17 protein-coding genes and 1 pseudogene are annotated in these 18,450 nt (G+C 73.8%); 17 read left to right on the plus strand and 1 reads right to left on the minus strand.

The genetic code is table 11. The features are described from left to right. The first annotated feature begins 41 nt into the window (after nucleotides 1–41). The 7 genes and pseudogenes from fabG to J1M40_RS00600 all read left to right on the plus strand — a co-directional run bounded on the left by fabG (nucleotide 42) and on the right by J1M40_RS00600 (nucleotide 6,905). The gene (fabG, locus tag J1M40_RS00570) at nucleotides 42–797 is read left to right on the plus strand and encodes a 3-oxoacyl-ACP reductase FabG (protein WP_020625413.1); all 756 of its coding nucleotides are present in this window, start codon (nucleotides 42–44) and stop codon (nucleotides 795–797) included. Nucleotides 798–818: 21 nt separating this feature from the next. After that, nucleotides 819–1,286 carry a MaoC family dehydratase gene (locus J1M40_RS00575; RefSeq protein WP_020625414.1) on the plus strand — a complete coding sequence of 156 codons (468 nt, stop codon included), beginning with the start codon at nucleotides 819–821 and terminating at the stop codon, nucleotides 1,284–1,286. Beyond that, nucleotides 1,283–1,759, plus strand: a pseudogene (locus J1M40_RS12925) (AMP-binding protein); the annotation flags it as partial. The gene J1M40_RS00575 and the pseudogene J1M40_RS12925, both read left to right, overlap by 4 nt. Before the next feature lie 97 nt (nucleotides 1,760–1,856). Beyond that, a complete protein-coding gene (locus tag J1M40_RS12830; RefSeq protein ID WP_196488485.1) occupies nucleotides 1,857–2,858 on the plus strand; it encodes an AMP-binding protein in 1,002 nt (333 codons plus the stop codon). Between the two features lie 56 nt (nucleotides 2,859–2,914). Further along, on the plus strand, nucleotides 2,915–3,964 hold the full coding sequence (locus J1M40_RS00590) for a pseudouridine synthase (protein WP_044659053.1): 1,050 nt from the start codon (nucleotides 2,915–2,917) through the stop codon (nucleotides 3,962–3,964). Continuing rightward, nucleotides 3,961–4,566 carry a DedA family protein gene (locus J1M40_RS00595; RefSeq protein WP_044659054.1) on the plus strand — a complete coding sequence of 202 codons (606 nt, stop codon included), beginning with the start codon at nucleotides 3,961–3,963 and terminating at the stop codon, nucleotides 4,564–4,566. The genes J1M40_RS00590 and J1M40_RS00595 overlap by 4 nt, the downstream gene beginning before the upstream one ends. Before the next feature lie 2 nt (nucleotides 4,567–4,568). Then, complete coding sequence (locus tag J1M40_RS00600; protein WP_102708778.1) at nucleotides 4,569–6,905, plus strand: hypothetical protein; 2,337 nt, start codon at nucleotides 4,569–4,571, stop codon at nucleotides 6,903–6,905. Between the two features lie 12 nt (nucleotides 6,906–6,917). Here the strand turns inward: J1M40_RS00600 and J1M40_RS00605 are convergent, their stop codons facing one another. Beyond that, the gene (locus J1M40_RS00605; protein ID WP_044659057.1) at nucleotides 6,918–7,241 is read right to left on the minus strand and encodes a hypothetical protein; all 324 of its coding nucleotides are present in this window, start codon (nucleotides 7,239–7,241) and stop codon (nucleotides 6,918–6,920) included. A gap of 123 nt (nucleotides 7,242–7,364) precedes the next feature. Between J1M40_RS00605 and J1M40_RS00610 the strand changes: the two genes are divergently transcribed. The 10 genes from J1M40_RS00610 (at nucleotide 7,365) to J1M40_RS00655 (ending at nucleotide 18,292) form a co-directional block, all read left to right on the plus strand. Beyond that, nucleotides 7,365–8,492, plus strand: a complete 1,128-nt coding sequence (locus J1M40_RS00610; protein WP_044659058.1) for an oxidoreductase — start codon at nucleotides 7,365–7,367, stop codon at nucleotides 8,490–8,492. 56 nt (nucleotides 8,493–8,548) lie between these two features. Beyond that, nucleotides 8,549–9,088, plus strand: a complete 540-nt coding sequence (locus tag J1M40_RS00615) for an NUDIX hydrolase family protein (protein WP_036316089.1) — start codon at nucleotides 8,549–8,551, stop codon at nucleotides 9,086–9,088. Between the two features lie 2 nt (nucleotides 9,089–9,090). After that, entirely contained in the window at nucleotides 9,091–9,990 is a 900-nt protein-coding gene (locus tag J1M40_RS00620; RefSeq protein WP_225941407.1) for a DUF6707 family protein, read from the plus strand. A gap of 117 nt (nucleotides 9,991–10,107) precedes the next feature. After that, complete coding sequence (locus J1M40_RS00625; RefSeq protein ID WP_060774482.1) at nucleotides 10,108–10,680, plus strand: GNAT family N-acetyltransferase; 573 nt, start codon at nucleotides 10,108–10,110, stop codon at nucleotides 10,678–10,680. A 179-nt stretch (nucleotides 10,681–10,859) separates the two neighbouring features. After that, nucleotides 10,860–11,870: an IS481 family transposase gene (locus tag J1M40_RS00630; RefSeq protein ID WP_206450336.1), complete on the plus strand. Its 1,011-nt coding sequence runs from the start codon at nucleotides 10,860–10,862 to the stop codon at nucleotides 11,868–11,870. 9 nt (nucleotides 11,871–11,879) lie between these two features. Then, complete coding sequence (locus J1M40_RS00635; protein WP_069941304.1) at nucleotides 11,880–12,671, plus strand: glutamine amidotransferase; 792 nt, start codon at nucleotides 11,880–11,882, stop codon at nucleotides 12,669–12,671. 30 nt (nucleotides 12,672–12,701) lie between these two features. Further along, nucleotides 12,702–13,661 carry an ornithine cyclodeaminase family protein gene (locus J1M40_RS00640; protein ID WP_020628271.1) on the plus strand — a complete coding sequence of 320 codons (960 nt, stop codon included), beginning with the start codon at nucleotides 12,702–12,704 and terminating at the stop codon, nucleotides 13,659–13,661. 200 nt (nucleotides 13,662–13,861) lie between these two features. Continuing rightward, the gene (locus J1M40_RS00645; protein ID WP_206450338.1) at nucleotides 13,862–17,131 is read left to right on the plus strand and encodes a type ISP restriction/modification enzyme; all 3,270 of its coding nucleotides are present in this window, start codon (nucleotides 13,862–13,864) and stop codon (nucleotides 17,129–17,131) included. Then, nucleotides 17,131–17,667 carry a hypothetical protein gene (locus J1M40_RS00650; RefSeq protein WP_036316098.1) on the plus strand — a complete coding sequence of 179 codons (537 nt, stop codon included), beginning with the start codon at nucleotides 17,131–17,133 and terminating at the stop codon, nucleotides 17,665–17,667. The genes J1M40_RS00645 and J1M40_RS00650 overlap by 1 nt, the downstream gene beginning before the upstream one ends. A 97-nt stretch (nucleotides 17,668–17,764) precedes the next feature. Continuing rightward, nucleotides 17,765–18,292, plus strand: coding sequence for a DUF3800 domain-containing protein (locus tag J1M40_RS00655; RefSeq protein ID WP_012750724.1), 528 nt, complete (start codon nucleotides 17,765–17,767; stop codon nucleotides 18,290–18,292). The last annotated feature ends 158 nt before the right edge of the window (nucleotides 18,293–18,450 follow it).

The raw sequence follows: 18,450 nt of genomic DNA on the forward strand, positions 1-18,450 counted from the left end.
GTCCGCACCCGCACCCGCACCGACCCTCCCGGAGGAACCCCATGACCGAGCCCCGCATCGCCGTCGTCACCGGAGCCGCGCGCGGCATCGGCGCCGCCCTGGCCCGACGCATGGCGGAGGACGGCTTCGCCGTCGCCGCCGTCGACCTCTCGGCCGAGGCGTGCGCCGACGTCGTCGGGCAGATCGAGGAGGCCGGCGGGACGGCCCGCGCCTTCGCCGCCGACGTCGCCCGGGAGGAGTCGGTCGCCCAGGTGATGGACGCCGTCGTCGCCGAGCTGGGTGCGCCCGCCGTGCTGATCAACAACGCGGGCGTGCTCCGGGACAACCTGCTGTTCAAGATGAGCGCCCAGGACTGGGACACGGTGATGGACGTGCACCTGCGCGGGCACTTCCTCATGACCCGCGCCGCCCAGCGCCATATGACGGAGCAGGGGTGGGGGCGGATCGTGAACATCTCCTCCACGTCCGCGCTGGGCAACCGGGGGCAGGCGAACTACGCCGCGGCCAAGGCCGGGATCCAGGGCTTCACCAAGTCCGTCGCTATCGAGCTGGGCCGCTTCGGGATCACGGTGAACGCCATCGCGCCGGGCCTGATCGAGACGGACATGACCCGGGCCACCGCCGAGCGGATCGGCGTCCCCTACGAGACGTACGTGGCCAAGGCGGCGGAGCAGATCCCCGTCGCCCGCACCGGCACCCCCGAGGACATCGCCGCCGCGGCCTCCTTCTTCGCCCGCCAGGAGGCCTCCTTCATCTCGGGCCAGGTCCTCTACGTGGCCGGCGGACCCAAGGCCTGAGCCCCCCACGAGGAGAACGCCATGCAGACCTTCGACGGACTGGACGAGTTCGAGCGGGCCGTGGGCACCCACCTGGGCCACAGCCGCTGGCGCACCGTCACCCAGGAGCAGGTGGACCTGTTCGCGGACACGACCGACGACCACCAGTGGATCCACGTGGACCCCGAGCGGGCGGCCCGGGGACCCTTCGGCTCGACGGTCGCCCACGGCTTCCTCACCCTCGCGCTGCTGCCCTCGATGGTGCGGGAGATCTACCGGGTGGAGGGGATGGCCATGGTCGTCAACTACGGATCGGACCGGGTCCGCTTCCCCCATCCGACCCCCGTCGGCGCGCGCATCCGCGCCGGCGCCGAGCTCACCCGCCTGGACCGCGGCCCCCAGGGGGCGCTGGCCATGGTGACCACCACCGTGGAGATCGAGGGAGTGGCGAAGCCGGCCTGCGTGTCGGACTCGCTCTTCCTCCTCCGCCCGGGAAAGGACGCGTCATGACGTTCAACATCTCCGTGCTCCTGCGCGAGAGCGCCGCCGAGCACCCGGACCGCCCCTGCGTGATCCTGGGCGACCGTGCCTGGATCTACGCGGAGGTGGACGCCGCCGCCGACCTGGTGGCCGCGAACCTCAGCGGGCTGGGCCTGGCCCCGGGCACCTCGGTGGCGGTGCAGCTCCCGGACATCCCGCAGTTCCTGTTCGCCTACTTCGGCCTCGTCCGTGCCGGCTTCGTCATGGTCCCCCTCAACCCCCTGCTGACGCCGCGCGAGATCGCCCATCACCTGTCCGACTCGGACACGGCCGTGCTCATCACCGTGGATACGGCGGCCGAGGCGGCGGTCAAGGGCGCGGCCCAGGCGGGCGGGTCCGACGGCGGTCCGACGGTGTACGTGGTCTCCACGGGCGCCGGGGAGCGGCCCGCGGGGACCCGGGACTTCGCGGAGCTGCTGGCCCCCGGCCCCTCGGTGGACATGGCCCCCACCCAGGCCGACGACACCGCGGTGATCATCTACACGAGCGGCACGACCGGCCCCCCCCAAAGGCGCCGAGCTCACCCACTTCGGCATCTACATGAACACGACGGTCTCCGGCGCGCGCATCCCGATCCGGCCCGACGACGTGGTCCTGGCCGTGCTGCCCTTCTTCCACGTGTACGGGCTCACGAGCGTGCTGAACATCTGCGTCCGCCACGCCTGCACCATGGTCCTGCTCCCCCGCTTCGACGCCGCCGCCGCGCTCGACCTGGTGGAGCGCCACGGGATCACCCGCATCTCCGCCGTGCCGACCATGCTGATCGGCATGGTGGAGGACCCCGACACCGGGCGGGACCTCTCGTCCGTGAGCCAGGTGGTCTCCGGAGGCTCGGCCCTGCCCCAGGAGGTGCTGCGGCGCTTCGAGGCGAAGTTCCCGCGGGCGACCATCCTGGAGGGGTACGGCCTCTCCGAGTCGACCAGCTCGGTGGCGGTGAACGTCTCCCGGGAGGAGCGCCGCGTCATGTCCATCGGCAAGCCGCTGTGGGGCACCGAGTGCCGCGTGGTGGACGCGGAGGGACACCTGCTCGGCCCCGGGGAGGACCAGGTGGGGGAGCTGCTCTTCCGCGGCCCCACCATCATGAAGGGCTACTACCGCAACCCCGAGGCCACGGCGGCCACCCTCGTGGACGGGTGGCTGCGCACCGGGGACATGGGGTACCGGGACGAGGACGGGTTCATCTACGTGGTGGACCGCAAGAAGGAGCTCATCCTCCGCGGCGGGTACAACGTGTACCCCCGCGAGGTGGAGGAGGTCATCGCCACGCACCCGGCGGTCTCCGAGGTGGCCGTGGTGGGGCGTCCGCACCCCTCCCTCGGCAGCGAGGTGGTGGCGGTCGTGAGCACCCGGCCGGGCATGAGCGTGACCCCGGCGGGGGTCATCGAGCACGCCAAGGTCTCCCTGGCGGCGTACAAGTACCCGCGCGAGGTGGTCGTGGTGGACAGCCTCCCCAAGACCGCCACCGGCAAGATCCGCAAGCGGGACCTGGCGACCACGCTGGCCGAGCCGGCCTCCCCCGAGTCGCACTCCGCGACGCCGTAGCCGCCCGCGACGACGGCCGCGCTTCCCTGTCCTCCCCTCCTGGGAGAATCGGGAACGTGGCCGTCCCCTCCCCCCTTCCCCTGCGTAACGGCGTCAACGCGACCCGCCTGCGCCTGCCCGCCTCCGGACCCTGGGCGTCCGTCCAGGAGTACGTCCTGGACCGCTTCGGCCACGTGGACCCGGACGGCATCCGGCGGCGCTTCGCCTCCGGGCAGGTCGTGGCCGCGGACGGCGCCCCCATCCCGGCGGACACGCCGCTCGGCGTGCACGACGACCTCTGGTACTACCGGGACGTCCCCGACGAGGCCCCGCTGCCCGTGACGCACACGCTCCTGCACCGCGACGAGCACCTCGTGGTCATCCACAAGCCGCACTTCCTGCCCACCACCCCGGGCGGCCGCTTCGTCCAGGAGACCGCGCTGGTGCGGCTGCGCAACGAGCTCGGCCTCGATGACCTCGTGCCCCTGCACCGGCTCGACCGGGCGACGGCCGGCGTCGTGATGTTCTCCGCGAACCCGGCCACCCGCGGCGCCTACCACCTGCTCTTCGAGCGGCGTGCCGTGGCCAAGACCTACGAGGCCGTGGCGCTCCTGCCGGACGCCCCCGACGACGGCGCCCGCCGCCCCGGCGCCCCGGCCGACCCCGTCCTGGGGCGATTCCCGCTGACCGTGCGCAGCCGGATCCGCAAGGACAAGGGGATCCTGCGCTCCGTGGTGGAGGAGATCCCGCCGGCCGCCTCGGGACGCCGGGCGGGCGCGCCGGTGCGGACCCGGCGGTCGAACCGGCCCCACGCCGGGGCGAACGCGGAGTCCCGGGTGGAGCTGCTGGGCGTCGGCGTCTCCGCCGGGACGCTGGCGGGGCGGCGCGTGGCGCACCTGCGGCTCACCCCGCGCACGGGCCGCACCCACCAGCTGCGCATCCACCTGGCCGCCCTGGGCCTGGGCATCGCGTTCGACCCGTTCTACCCGGACCTGCTCGACCTCGCCCCGGACGACGTCACGCGTCCCCTGCAGCTGCTCTCCCGGTCGCTGCGCTTCACGGACCCGGTGACGGGCGAGGAGCGGGAGTTCACCTCCCCCGCTGAGCTGCAGGAGCGACCGCGGTGACGGGCGGGGACCCGGCCGCCCTGATGGACGCGCTCGGAGTGTGGTTCCACCCGCTCACCGCGCTGCTCGTGGCCCTGGACGCCCCGATCCCACCCGTCCCGTCGGAGGTGGTGGTCATCGGCTCGGGGGCGCTCGCGGCCGAGGGCCGGGTCTCCCCCGTGGCCGCGGTGCTGGCGGCGTGGCTGGGCTGCTGGGCCGGGGACGTCGGCCTCTACGCGCTGTTCCGCCACGGCCTCGCCGACCGCCTGGACCGCTGGGCGTGGTGGCGTCGGATCCACCGGGGGATCCGGAGCCTGCTGGTGCGGGTGGGCCCGGCGGGCAGCCTGGCGGGGCTGTCCGTGCTGCGGTTCGTCTCGGGCGGGCGGACGGCGTCGATGGCGGCGGCCGGGATCGGCGGGATCCGCTGGCCCGTGTTCCTGTGGCTGTCCGGGGCGGGCTCGCTTGCGTGGTCCGGGTCCATGGTGGGGCTCGGCTGGATCACCGGCCGGGCCACCGGCCTGCCGTGGTGGGCGTCCGCGGTGGTCGGCATGGTGTTCGGTACCCTTGCAGGGTTGATGATCGCGGGGATCATGGCCCACCGTCGCCGGGGCCGGAAGGGGTGAGCATGCAGGACGCGTCCTCCGAGTCCCGCGCCGCCCTCGAGCGCCTCCGGGGCGCCTCGGCGCCCCGTCCCGACGACGACGCGACGCGTGCCCCCGCCGCGCGCCCCCGCCGCGCCCTGGCCGCGCCCGGGGAGATCTCCCGCCGCGATCTGCGCCGTCACGAGCGCGCCCTGCGCTCGGGCCGACCCGAGACCGCCGCCGAGCGCCGCGTGCGCGAGGACCGCCGCGCGGACGTGCACCGCGCCATGGACCGCCTGCGCACTCCGGGCGCTCCCGCCGAACAGCGCCCACGCCGGGACCTCAGCGAGATCCTGGACCGCCTCGGCAGCCCGGACCTCGCCCGTTTCGCCGATCCGCTCGTCGGCACGGTCGAGCGCATCCTCCCCGCCCCGGGGCGGGACCCGGAGAAGGCCGCGGAGGCCGCACGTCGCCGCGCTGCAGCCGAGGAGCGCCGGCGGGCGCGCCTGCGAGCCGGCCGGGAGCGCGCCGCCGAGGTCGCCCGTCGCCGGGCCGCCGAGCACGAGCGGCTCGCCGCCGAGGCCGCCGCCGCCGCACAGGCCCGCGACGCCGCCCGGGCTCGCGACGCCGCCGCCCTCCAGGCCCGCCTCGACGAGGAGGCCCGCCGGGCCCAGGCCGCGCGGGTGGCCCGCCGCCGCCGCGAGGAGGAGAAGCAGCGCCGTCGGCGTGAAGCCGAGCGGCGCCGTCGGGTGGCGGCCGAGGAGAAGGCACGTGCCGCCGCCGAGGCGGAGGCCCGCCGCCGGGAGCGGGAGGAACGGCGCCGCCGGGAGGCGGAGGTCGCCGCCGAGCGCGCCCGCGTGCAGGCGGAGCGGCGGGCCCGCGAGGAGGCCGCGCTCGCCGAGCGGGAGCGGCTGCGGCTCGAGGCGGAGGCGGAGGCGGAGCGCCGTCGGCAGGCGGCCGAGGCCGAACGCCGTCGCCTCGAGGCCGAACGCGTCGAGGCCGAGCGGCGCCGTCGGGCCGAGGAGGCCGAGCGGCGCCGTCGGGAGGCGGAGGAGGCCGCCCGCCTCGAGGCCGAGCGACGTCGTCGCCAGGCCGCCCGCGTCCGCGCCCACACCGTGCTGCACGCCGAACGCGCCCTCGCCCAGGCCCGGCTCCTCGAGGACCGCGCCCGGGAGGCCGAGCGCCGTGCGGCGGAGGACGCCGCCCGCCGCCGTCGCGAGCACGAGGAGCGGGAGTCCCGCGCGCTCGCCCGGGCTGCGCGCGAGCTCGAGGGCCCCGAGGTCTTCCCGGCCGCCGCCGACCGGCCGCTGCTGTCCGACCCGGAGGAGCGGCTCACCGATGAGGAGCTGTTCGCCCGGGCCCGGGTGGCCCTGCCCGAGTGGCGGCGGCGGCAGCGGCTCTCCACGAAGGCGCAGGCAGTCCAGGCCGAGGCCACCGCCCACTCCTCGGCGGGGCCGGTCACGGGCGCCCTTCCCCTGATCCCCGGCTACACCCCCGCCCCGCCCGAGGAGCCGGCCGGCTCACCGACCCGCGCGGACCGGCGCGGCCAGACGCTGCTGACCGTCGCGTGGGCGCTGTTCGTGCTCTCCGGTGCGTGGGGCCTCGGTCTGGCCGGCCGCGTCCCGGGGCTCGGCGCCCTCGATGCCGGCGCGTACCCGCTCACCGCCGACGGCCGACACGGCCCCGGCGCGAGCGTGTTCGGGCTGTCCCCGCTGCACCCGGCGATCTGGCCGGTGCTGTGGCTGCTGACCGGGATGTACGTGCTCCGGCAGTGGGGGCCTGGCCAGGGCGCGTCGCCGCGGCACCGCCGCATCCGGGGCGCGGTCGCGGGGACCCTGCTGGCGCTGGCGCTGTGGTTCCCCCTGGCCGTCCTGGCCCCCGGGGGCCTCGACGTCGTCCCGTGGCTGCTCGCCCTGGTCCTCATGCTCCGTGTGGTCCGGCGGCTCGGCGCCCGCCCGGCGGCCCGCCGCCTCGCACGGGTGGCCGAGGACGGCGCGCTCGGCGTGCTGCTGGGCACCCTCCTCGCCGGCGCGCCCACTGCGGTGGGCGCCGCCCTCCACGCCTGGGGCGTGCACGTCGACTGGTTCCCGACCGAGCTGCTCGCCCTGCTGGTGCTGATGGCCCTGCTGCTGGCGGCCCTGCGCCTCGTGCTCGGTGGGCGCGGCCGCCTGGGTGTGGCCCTGGGCATGGCCTGGACCCTGCTCTGCCTCGCCCTGCCCCGCCTGCTGCCCAGCCCGCTCGGGGCGCAGCAGAGCGCATGGGTGGGTCTCGCGGCCGCCTTCGGGGCGCTCCTGCTGGTCACGGCCGCGGCCGTGCGCCGCTCCTGGGCCCGCCAGATCGAGCGCGACGCCGCCCGCCGGCCGCACCCGGCCGGCGCCTGAGCCCGGCCCCGTTCAGCGCCCGGGCCCAGCGGGCACCGGGACCCACCGACCGCCGTCGCGCCGGAGCACGTCCAGCCGGCCCGTCACGGCGACGCCGGACACCGCCTCCGCCATCCGCCGCGCCACCTCGGCGGCCTCGGCGTCCTCGCCGGCCCGGTGCGAGCCGTGCACCGTGAAGCGCAGCACGATCCGCGGGACGCGCGCCACGACCTCGATGTCCTTGGCCGCGAGCACGTGCGAGGCCTGGACGGCCGCCTCGGCCAGGTCCATGACCTCGTCGGGCCGGTGGCCGGGCAGGAGGTCGCCGATCTGCAGGCGGGCACGGTAGGAGGGCATGGGCCCAGGGTAGGGGTGGCCGCAGCAACGGTGACGACTTCCCTCGTCGCACGGGCCGGGCCCCTTCCGCCCGCCGCGGACGCGTGCCCTCCCGTGTCCGGACCCGCTCGTAGGGTGGGGCGCATGACTCAGACCGCCACCCCGCAGACCGACGCCCCCGCCGTGCCCGCGATCTTCGAACCGATCGAGATCAACGGCGTGCGCGTGCGCAATCGCCTGATCCTGCCGCCGATGTGCCAGTACTCGTGCGAGGCGCGCGACGGCGTCCCGCACGGCTGGCAGTTCCAGCACCTGGGCGCCCGCGCGGCCGGCGGCTTCGGGATCGTGGTGGCCGAGGCCACCGCCGTCACACCCGAGGGGCGCATCTCCCCGTGGGACACCGGCCTGTGGAACGACGAGCAGCGGGACGCGTGGGCGCCGATCGCCGAGTACATCGCCTCCGAGGGCGCCCTGCCCGCCATCCAGCTCGGCCACGCCGGCGCCAAGGCCTCCACCGTCCCCATGCACCCGGGCGCGCCCGCCGGGCAGCCGATCCTCGAGGGCCCCGACTCCTGGGAGACCCTCTCCCCCTCCGGCGTGGCCACCAACTCCATGGAGATCCGCACCCACGCGATGCGGGTGGACGAGATCCGGGAGACCGTCCAGGCCTTCGCCGACGCCGCCGAGCGCGCCGACCGTGCCGGCTTCGGCGCCGTGCAGCTGCACGCCGCCCACGGCTACCTCATCCACCAGTTCCTCTCGCCGCTGACCAACACCCGGACCGACGAGTACGGCGGGGACTTCGAGGGCCGCACCCGCTTCCTCAAGGAGGTCGTGGCGGCCGTGCGCGAGGTGTGGCCCGCGGACAAGGTCCTCGGCATCCGCATCTCCGGCTCGGACTGGATCGAGGGCGGCTGGAGCATCGAGGAGACCGTCCGCCTGGCGCAGGAGCTGCAGGGGCACGTGCACTGGTTCGACCTGTCCTCCGCGGGCATCGGCGACACCTACGAGGGCCCCCAGGGCCCGGGCTATCAGGTGCCGCTGGCCACCGCCGTGAAGGAGGGCACCGAGGGGATCGTGGTGTCCGCCGTCGGCTCGCTGACCGGCGCCGAGGAGGTCGCGGCCGTGGTGGACGAGGACCGCGCCGACGCCGTCTGCGTGGGCCGCGCCGCCCTGGCGAACCCGAACTGGCCGACCGCGGCCGCCCTCGCGCTCGACGTCCCCTCGGAGCAGGTGCCGATGGCCCGGCAGTACTTCCGAGCCAAGTGGTGAGCGGAACACGCGGGACCCGGTGTGCCCCCGGCGCGGAACTCCGGTAGAACAGAACCATGAGCGTGCGCACCCCCGACCCGAATCCGGGCTGGCTGTCCGACGAGGACCTCTACGAGGCCCGGCGCCGGCTGCCCATGGTGTATGTGGAGGCCATCCCGGTGCGGCTGGACTCCCTCGGCTACGTCACCGAGATCGGCCTGCTCTACGTGGCGGACGAGACCGGTACGTTCCAGCGGACGTTCGTCTCCGGCCGTGTCCAGTATCGGGAGACCATCCGCGCCGCGCTGATGCGCCACCTGGAGAAGGACCTCGGCCCGCTCGCCTTCCCGCAGCTGCCGCCGTCGGTGGTCCCCTGCACCGTCGCCGAGTACTTCCCGGCGCCGTCCGAGACCGGGCTGACGGACGACCGCCAGCACGCCGTGGCCCTGGTCTACGTGGTGCCGGTGACGGGTGAGTGCCAGCCGCGCCAGAACGCGCTCGAGCTGACCTGGCTCACCCCCGAGGAGGCCCTCGGCGAGGACATCCAGGCCGAGTTCATCGGCGGCCGCGGGGACCTGGTGCGCCAGGCCCTCGCCCACGTGGGATGGGGGCGCTGAGCATGGCACCGGTCGTCGGCGGCTACCTCCGCCATCTGAAGTCCCAGGACGTGCAGCCCGGGGACAGCTTCCTGACCCGCCGCGGCGAGCCCGCCCCGCCGGTGGCCTCGACCCGGGTGATGCGGGACGACTTCGGCACCCCCGCGCTCGTGATCGCCACCCTCGAGGGCGGCCGCGAGGTCAAGATCGCCCACGGCTCCGTGATCCGGGTCCGCACGGACCGCCCGGAGGAGCGCAGGGCCGTCCCGGACACCACCTTCTCCCCCGTGGACGCGGGCTCCCCCGAGGAGCGGATCGTCGCCGTCGGCAAGCGCCACCTCGAGGACACCGAGCTGACCGCCACCGCGGCCCGGCTCTCGCACGGGTTGAACCTGCGCTCCGGCTCCCAGCTGGAGGACGTGTTCGGCATGGCCGAGCGGCTCTACCTGCTGCACGAGGACACCGAGGGCACGCTCGCCACCCTGGGCCTGCTGACGAACCTGCCGTGGGACGGGGCCGTGGGGCGGTGGAAGTCCATCCAGGCCGCGCTGTCCCTGGCGTCGCTGATCCTGCGCGAGGAGGGCGAGCACATCGCCGCCGCCAACCTCGGCCGGCGCCTGCTCGAGGCGGACGAGGTCCCCTCCGAGCCGGGCCGGGCGGCCCGGGTGCTCGAGGTGCGCCAACGCCAGCTCAACGAGCCGCCGCTCTACGACCGGGAGATCTCCCGCGCCCTGCAGGCCCGCGACGCCGAGGCCGAGTATCAGTGGCGCCGCGCCCGGTTCGACCAGCTGCTCTACCTGCGCGCCCGCGGCGGCTCGGAGACGCTCACGGACGCCGACCTGGATTCCCGGATCGCCCGGGAGCTCGGCACGCTGCGCACCCTCGCCGACGAGCTCGAGGCGAAGGCCGCCACGCGCCGGTGAGGCCCAGCCGCGGGACGGGCGTCGGGAGCCGGCCCCGTCCCCGGTGACACGCCCTCCGGGGTGCGGTTCGTGTGGCGCACCTCACTTTCCAGCCCCTGTCGGGGCTATGCTCCCGGCATGACCGGCTCCGCACCCGCCCAGCTCCGCCTCCTCCGCGCCACGGACGCGCCCGCCGTCCTGGCGGCCTTCCACGCGGGCACCGTCGGCATGGCCGATCCCGCAGAGGTCACCGACGAGGCCTCCGCCCGCGCCTACGTCGACGGACTGGTCCAGGCGGAGGGGACGGACGCCGTCGCCGTGGTGGAGCGCGGGACGGACACGCTCATCGGCCTGGTCGCCGTCGTGCGCGACGAGGCGCACGGCACCGGCGCGCTCACCGCCTGGCTGCATCAGGGCTGGCGCGGGGACGCGATCATGTCGCGTGCGGCGACCACCGTGACGGACGCCGAGCTGGCCGAGGGCGGCCTCGAGCGGATCGAACTGGCCCACCGGGCGGACAGCCCGACGGCGGGGGCCGTCGCCCGGGCCGCCGGGCTCCGACACGAAGGCACGCAGCGCGGCCGCCTCCGCGCGGGCGGGCGGCGGCTCGACGTGCACCGCTACGGCCGGCTGGCCGCGGACCCGCTGCCCGAGGAACGCGTCCGTCCCCTGCCGTGGGCCTCCGACGCCCGCCCCTGGGCCGACCGCTGACCGCGGCCCGCCCCCGACGACGCCCCACGACGACGCCACGCCATCCCGGCCCGATGCCCCGCTAGTTGTTGTGGGTCATGAGGTTCTTGCCACGGGGTACGGGCTGAGATGAGACGAGCGGGCCCCGCCCGGCAGGATGGAAGTTCCTCAACAACCCACCTGCCAGAAGAGACCCGCTCATGACCCACGCTAATGCACCCCTGACTCCCACCGGCCGTCTCAGGATGGTCCACCGCCACCTGCACGACGGGATCCCGCAGGCGCACGTGGCCGCCGAGTTCCGCGTCAGCCGCCCCACGGTGGCCACCTGGGTCGCCCGCTACCGCGCCGAGGGCGAGGCAGGACTGCAAGACCGGCCCAGCCGGCCGCGCCGTTCACCTGCCCAGCTCGATCCGGTCCTGGTCGCCCAGATCCACGCCCTGCGGCGGGAGCGCAAGTGGTCCGCACGGCGCATCCATCACCACCTCGCCTCCGAGGGCCACCGGGTGTGTCTTCGTACCGTGGGACGGTGGCTGCACCGACTCGGGATCTCCCGCCTACGGGACCTGACCCCAGCCGGAGAAGACCTCCGCCGGCAGCCGGCCCGGAGGATCACCGCGAGGGGACCGGGGCACATGGTGCACCTGGACGTGAAGAAAATCGGGCGCATCCCCGACGGGGGCGGCTGGCGTGCTCACGGACGTGACAGTGAAGCAGGCCGTGCTTCCAAGCGTGGTGCAGGCCGGCGGGTCGGCTACACCTATCTGCACTCGGCGATCGACGGGTTCACCCGGCTGGCCTACACCGAAGCGTTGGAGGACGAGAAGGCGGCCACGACCGTGAGCTTCTACTGCCGGGCGCGGGCGTTCTTCGCCGCCCACGGCATCACCGTGGACCGGGTGGTCACGGACAACGGGAACAACTACCGGGCCGTGGACTTCACCGCCAAGGTGGTCTCGCTCGGGGGCCGGCACCACCGGATCCGGCCCTACACACCCCGCCATAACGGGAAGGTCGAACGCTACAACCGTCTGATGGTCGATGAGGTCCTCTACGCCCGCCCGTACTCCTCAGAGACGGCCCGGCGTGAGGCGTTGGCAGTGTGGGTGAACCACTACAACTACCATCGGCCTCATACCTCCTGCGGGGACGCCCCTCCGGCCTCGTTGGCCCCGGCCCGAGTCAACAACGTCATGACCTCTTACAGCTAGTCTGCCGGGATGACCACCCCGACCGACGCCGTCCCGAGCCCGCATTCGCGGCCGTTCCTCCTCGTCCAGACGCGCCCCGAAGACGACGCCGCGGCCGCCGAGGTCGAGGCCGTCGAGCGGCTCGGCGGCTACTCGGAGGGCCGGCTGCGCGTGCTGCGCCTGGACCGCGCGGTGCAGCAGCCGGCCGCGGCCGACGGCCTGGACTGGGAGGCGGAGCTCGCGGACGTCGCCGCCGTGATCCTGCCCGGCAGCCCGTTCACGGGCACCGATCCCGAGGAGACCAAGTCCCCCGTGCAGCGCGCCGTGGAGGCGGAGCTGGGGCGGATGCTCGACGTCGTCCGGCGCCGAGACCTGCCGTTCCTCGGCTGCTGCTACGGCGTCGGCACACTGGGCCGGCACGCCGGCGGCGTCGTGGACAACGCCCATGGCGAGTCGGCCGCGCCCGTCGAGGTCACGCTCACCGACGAGGGCGTCGCCGATCCGCTGCTGGCCGGGGTGCCGCGCACGTTCGCGGCGTACGTGGGCCACAAGGAGGCGATGAGCGCGCTGCCGCCCGGCGCGGTGCTGCTCGCCGCGGGCGCCGACTGTCCCGTGCAGATGTTCCGGCTCGGCACCCGCCAGTACGCCACCCAGTTCCACCCGGAGCTGGACCAGGCCGGGATCCTCGAGCGCCTCGAGATCTACCGCGACCACGGGTACTTCGCCCCGGGCGAGTACGAGCCCACGGTGGCGGGGCTGGCCGCCGTCGACCCCGAGCACCCGCGCCGGATCCTGGCGAACTTCCGCACGCTGTTCGGCTGAGCCGCCCGGCCCACCCCGTAGCGTGGCCGCATGGACACGCACCGCGCCACCGCTTCCCTGCCCTGGATCGACGGCCCCGCCGTGCGCGCCGCCCTGAGCCCGCGCGCCGCCGTCGACGCGCTGGAGGCGGCCCTCGCCGCCGGCCTGGACCCGGAGGCCGACGCCCCCCGCACCCGCGTGGCCACCGCCGCCGGGCAGCTGCTGCAGATGCCCTCGACGCGCGGGACCGAGGTCGGCACCAAGCTGGTCACCCTCACGCCGGACAACCCGGAGCGCGGACTGCCCGTCATCCAGGGCGTCTACGTGCTGTTCGGCGCCCCGGGCGCCCCCGGCCAGGCCCCGCGGGCCGTGCTGGACGGCGTCGAGCTCACGGGCCTGCGCACCTCCGCGGTGTCCACGCTCGGGGTGCGGCTGCTCGCGGACGCCTCGCCCCGGCACCTGGTCGTGTTCGGCACGGGCGTGCAGGCGTGGGAGCACGCGCTCACGTTCCAGGACGTGTTCGGGCTGGAGCGGGTGTCCGTGGTGGGCCGCGACGCCGACCGGGCCGCCGCCCTGGCCGCGCGCATCGAAGCGGAGCTGGGCGTGACCGCGAGCACCGCGGACTCGGAAGCCGTGGCGGAGGCGGACGTCGTGGTGACGTGCACGGCCGCGACGGCCCCGCTGTTCGACGGGACGCTCGTGCCGGAGCACGCGACGGTCGTGGCGATGGGCTCGCACACCACGGACGCCCGCGAGACCGACGACGCCCTGGCCCGCCGCGCGACCGTGGCGGTGGAGTCGCGGGACTCGGCCGCCCGCGAGGCCGGCGACGTCACCCTCGCGATCGACTCCGGCGCCCTCGCCGGGATCGAGGACACGGTGACGCTGGCCGAGCTCGTGGCCGGGACCGCGCGTCGTCGGGAGGGCGCGCCCGCCCTGTTCGTCACCACCGGCATGCCCTGGCAGGACCTGGTGGTGGCGAGCGCGGTGGCGCGGGAGGTGCTGGGCTGAACCGGGGCGGCCGGGTCCAGCTGCCGGACTGAGGGCGTGTCCCGGCGGCTGACGGCGAGGAGGACGAGGGCGCCGGCGAGCCCGACCAGATTTCTCGCCACGAGCGGGGCGAGGCCGGCCTCCGCGGTGTCGGCCCAGTCGAACACGCCCCGTCTGGATAGAGTGACTCGCGCCACCCTCTTCACTGCAAGGCAGGACACATGATCGACGCACCCCTCGCCCAGCTCGCTGAGACGTACGCCCGTGACGCGCGGCTCGCCTCCACGAGCGGGGTCTCCGCCGAGCCGGAGGCGCAGCTGACGGTCCCGGTCTCCGAGTTCCTGCGCGCGTTCTCCTCCGTCACCGGGATTGGGGACCTCAGCCTGCTGCGAGAGGCCCAGCTCGACGGCGTGCGCCCGGACTTCGCCGCCCTGATCGACGGTCGCCCCTGCGGATGGGTGGAACTCAAGGCACCCGGCCACACGGTCATCGGAGAGAAGTGGCGCGGCCGGGAGAAGGGCCAGTGGGACCTGCTCTCCCAGCTGGACGCGCTGCTCGTCTCGAACGGAGACGAGATCGCCCTCTATGTCTCCGGCTCCCTTGTGGACACCGCGTTCCTGCCCGTCGACGGCGTCGCAGGCTGGGACGCGGACCGCCTGCGCACCGTCCTGGAACAGTTCACCCTGGCCCAGCCCCGGCCGATCACCCGAGTGAGCCAGCTCGCGGACCGCCTGGCCCCGCTGGCCCGCTTCCTTCGAGAGCGCCTCCAGGAAGGCCTGTCCAACAACTACCGCTCGGTGCGGGAGGCGAAGGCGGCCTGGGACCACACGGTGCACCACACGACCACGGACGCCCAGTTCGCCGGCGACGTCGCCCAGGTGGTGGCCTACTCCATGGCCATCGCCGGTCTCTCCGGCCAAGCGGACCGGAACGCCGACGGCGTGGTGACGCTCGAGGAGGCCAAGCACGCCCTGGAGACGGCCCACCGCAATGTTCTGGCGGCGTCCCTCGGACCGATCATCGGCATCCCGACGCTCATGGAGTACATCGCCCCGGAGGTCGGGGCCATCATGCGGCTGGTGTCCAGCATGGACGTGGCCGCCATCGAGCGCTCCACGGACTCCCGTGGTGAGCCGTGGCTGTGGTTCTACGAGGACTTCCTCCAGCGCTACGACCCGGCCGCCCGTAATCGGGCGGGTGTCTACTACACGCCGATCAGTGTGGTGCAGTGCCAGGTGCGCGTGGTGGACGCGCTGCTGCGGGAACGTTTCGGTCAGACTCTGGGCTTCGGCGCCCCCTCGGTGGTGACGCTGGACCCCGCGACGGGATCCGGCACCTACCCGCTGGCGGTCATCGACCGCGCGGAGGCGGCGGCCCGGGAGGAACGCGGCCCGGCGGGGGTGGCCCAGGTGGCCAAGAACCTCACGAAGAACCTGCTGGCCTTCGAGCTGCTGCCCGGCCCATACTCGGTGGCGCACCTGCGCATCGGCCAGCGGCTCGCTGAGGCGCAGGGTCACGCCTTCCAGGCGGAGGAGATCGGCGTGTACCTGACGGACACCCTGGAGGACCCCTCGGCGGGCATGGCGGCGGGGTTATTCGGCGACGCGCGGGTCCTCGCCGAGGCCGCCGAGGCGGCCCGCCGGATCAAGCGGGACCAGCGCATCACCGTGGCCATCGGCAACCCGCCCTATGACCGGGTGACCTCCGGCACCGGCGGCTGGGTGGAGCACGGGGACGGCGAGGACGCGCTGTTCGACGACGTGATCGGCCCCGCCCAGGAGCAGGGAGTGATCTTCTCCGCCCAGGCCTCGCTGTACAACCTGTACGTGTATTTCTGGCGGTGGGCCATCTGGAAGGCGTTCCAGCAGGACCCCGGGGACCAGGCGATCATCTCCTTCATCACGGCGTCCTCGTGGTTGACCGGCCCGGCCTTTGTGGGTCTGCGCGATCTGGCCCGTCGGACGGCCAGTGAGATCTGGGTGATGGACCTGGGCGGCGAGGGCCGCGGGGCCCGCCAGGAGGAGAACGTCTTCGACATCCAGACCCCGGTGGCGATCGTGATCTTGGTGCGCACCGGCAAGGCCGCCCGGGAAGCGTCCGTGTACTACCGGCGCTTCCGGGGCACGCGCGCGGAGAAGTTCGCGGCCCTGGACGCGGTGGCCCGGTTGGATCCCAGCGACACCCTGTGGGAGCGCCTGCCCGGTGGGGCGGGCGACCCCTTGGCACCGGCCAGCGGCGGGGAGGACTGGGCGGCCATGCCCGCCCTGGCGGACCTCTTCCCCTGGCAGCAGCCCGGGATCAAGTACAACCGTGCCTGGCCGGTGGCCCCGGATCAGGACACTTTGCAACGGCGGTGGCGAGAGCTGTTGGCCGACCCGTCCGCGGACGCCCGCGCGGAGAAGTATGTGACGGGCAACTTTGGGCGCACCATCCACACCGCCGTGAGCGGCCTGACGCCACTGGCGGCGCTGCCCGCCGACGCTGAGCACCGGCCGATCGTCCGCGTGGCCTGGCGCTCCTTTGACCGCCAGTGGACCTTCGACGATCCTCGATTGATCAACCTGGAACGCCCCGCTTTGTGGAAGGCGCTCTCGGACCGCCAGCTGTTCTTTGTCTCCCCCAAGACGGCCCGCATCAGCGGTGGCCCCGCCGTGACCGTGGCGACGGCGGTGCCGGATCTGCACTATTACAACAACCGTGGCGGCAAGGACGTCATCCCGCTCTACCGGGATGCTGAGGCCACTCAGCCCAACGTCACCGGCGAGCTGCTCCCATTGCTGGGGGAGCGCTACGGCCGGGAGGTCACGCCGGAAGACCTGGCCGCCTACGTCATGGGCATCGCCGGCCATGACGCCTACGTCCAGCGGTTCGACGAAGCCCTGGAGGGCAGCCCCGTCCGCGTGCCGCTGACGGTCGACCCGGCCCTGTTCGCCCGTGCCGTGAAGCTGGGTGAACGTCTGCTGTGGCTGCAGACCTACGGGGAGCGGTTCACCGGTGCAGATCGCCCCGCCGGCCGCGTACCCCGCATTCCTGGCCTGGGTTGGGAAGCCCCCGTGACGGCCTTGCCTGCCTCCCCGCGGGCCGTGTCCTACGACCCTGCAACCCAGCGGCTAAAGGTGGGGGACGGCGTCGTCACCGGCGTGAGTCCGGAGGTCAGGGCCTTCGCCGTGTCCGGCATGAACATCCTGGACAAGTGGCTCGGCGCCAGGACGGCCACCGGCATCGGCCGCGCCGCCGGCAAGGCAGCCACCCCGCTGGACCGTATCCGCCCCATCGAGTGGGCAGACGAGTGGAACGACGAACTCCTGGACCTGCTGCGTGTGCTCACCGAGACGGTCTCCCTGGGCACGGACCAGGCGGCGCTCCTGGACGAGATCCTGGCCGGCGACCTGATCCCGGCGAGCGAGCTCCCCGAACCGACCCCGGCCGAACGGAAGGTTCCCAAGACGATCAAGCGGGACTTCTCCACTGCGCAGGAGGAGATGTTCTGATGGACGCTGCGAACGTCATCGCCCTCGTGGTCTCCGTGTTGGCGCTCCTGGCCGCGGCATGGTCCGCCGTGGAGTCGTGGCGGTTGCGCCAGATCGAGAAGGGCCGCGACGAGCGGCAGGACCTGCGCGAAAAGCAGGAACAGGCACGCCAGGTCGCCGCGTGGATGTGCGTCGCCGCCCGGATCAATGACGAGTTCGGCGCCCCACCCACGCGGCGCTGGTTCCTCGCCGTGGAGAACTCCTCCCAGGTCCCGGTCTACGGGGCACGGGCCACGGTGGCGTCGAAGTATCCCGTTCCCGATCTCACCGCCGCCATGCTGCCTCCAGGACGCACCTACTTCGAACTGAGCAAGAACGAGTGGGGCTACGGCGTCCAGGCGGATGAACTGGACGTGGTCCCCCGGCCGCTGACCAACGCCGAACGGTTCCGGGTGACCGCCTTCACCTTCACCGACGCCGCTGGCGACCGCTGGTCCCGCGACCACCAGGGTCGGCTCTCAGCGACAAGTGGGAAAGAGTCTGAAGCGACTGATTGAGGGACAGGCAGGCAAGGGACCTGGACCAGCTCCATGCACAGCTCCGAGCCGACCACCCGCAGGCGGTGCCGGAGCAGCTCGAGTTCCATGGCCTGCGGTGTTTAACGGCAAGGACGACTGGACTGCCGCCCCCGTCGGCGTCCGCGCATGGGCCAGCCAACGCGCCGTCGAACTCATCGCCGCGCACACCCCGTGGTTCGGCTTCCAGGGTGTCGACGTCGACAGGCTGCGTCAGCGGCCTGGATGGGAAGACGCCAAACCGCACATCGTGGTGTCCGCTCAGCTCTTGAACCGCGTGCACCGGAGGACGTCCCTGCGTGCGGACGGCCTCCTGGTGATCGCCGATGACCACCACCTCCGCGATGACAGCCGTCTGACCTACCGACGCATGCGAGCCGCCTCGGTCCAGGGCCTCTCCGACGGAGCACTCGACCACCTGTTGGACACGATGTACTTCGGCCCTTCGAACCAGAGCCGCCTGCTGCAGGCCGTGGACGTCCTGACGTACTTCGAGCAGCGCCGCCGCCATGTCACTGAGCGCCACCGCGATGCCGTTCGCCGAATGAACGCCATCGGCCGATCGCTGAACAAGATCCGTCAGCACTCTTACGTCTGGACCCCTTGAACGCAGACACACGAAACCCCCGCTCGAAGGCGGGGGTCCGGTTGGACGGAAGACGCCGAAGCGCGTCCCGTGATGTCCAGTGTACTCGCCTCTGAGGACTCCCGACAGGGACATCCCGTTCGGGACCACGCCGCTCCACCCCGCCTCCCCGCTTGGAC

It is taken from the genome of Micrococcus sp. KRD026 (genome assembly GCF_017168445.1).
Taxonomy (GTDB): Bacteria; Actinomycetota; Actinomycetes; order Actinomycetales; family Micrococcaceae; genus Micrococcus; species Micrococcus luteus.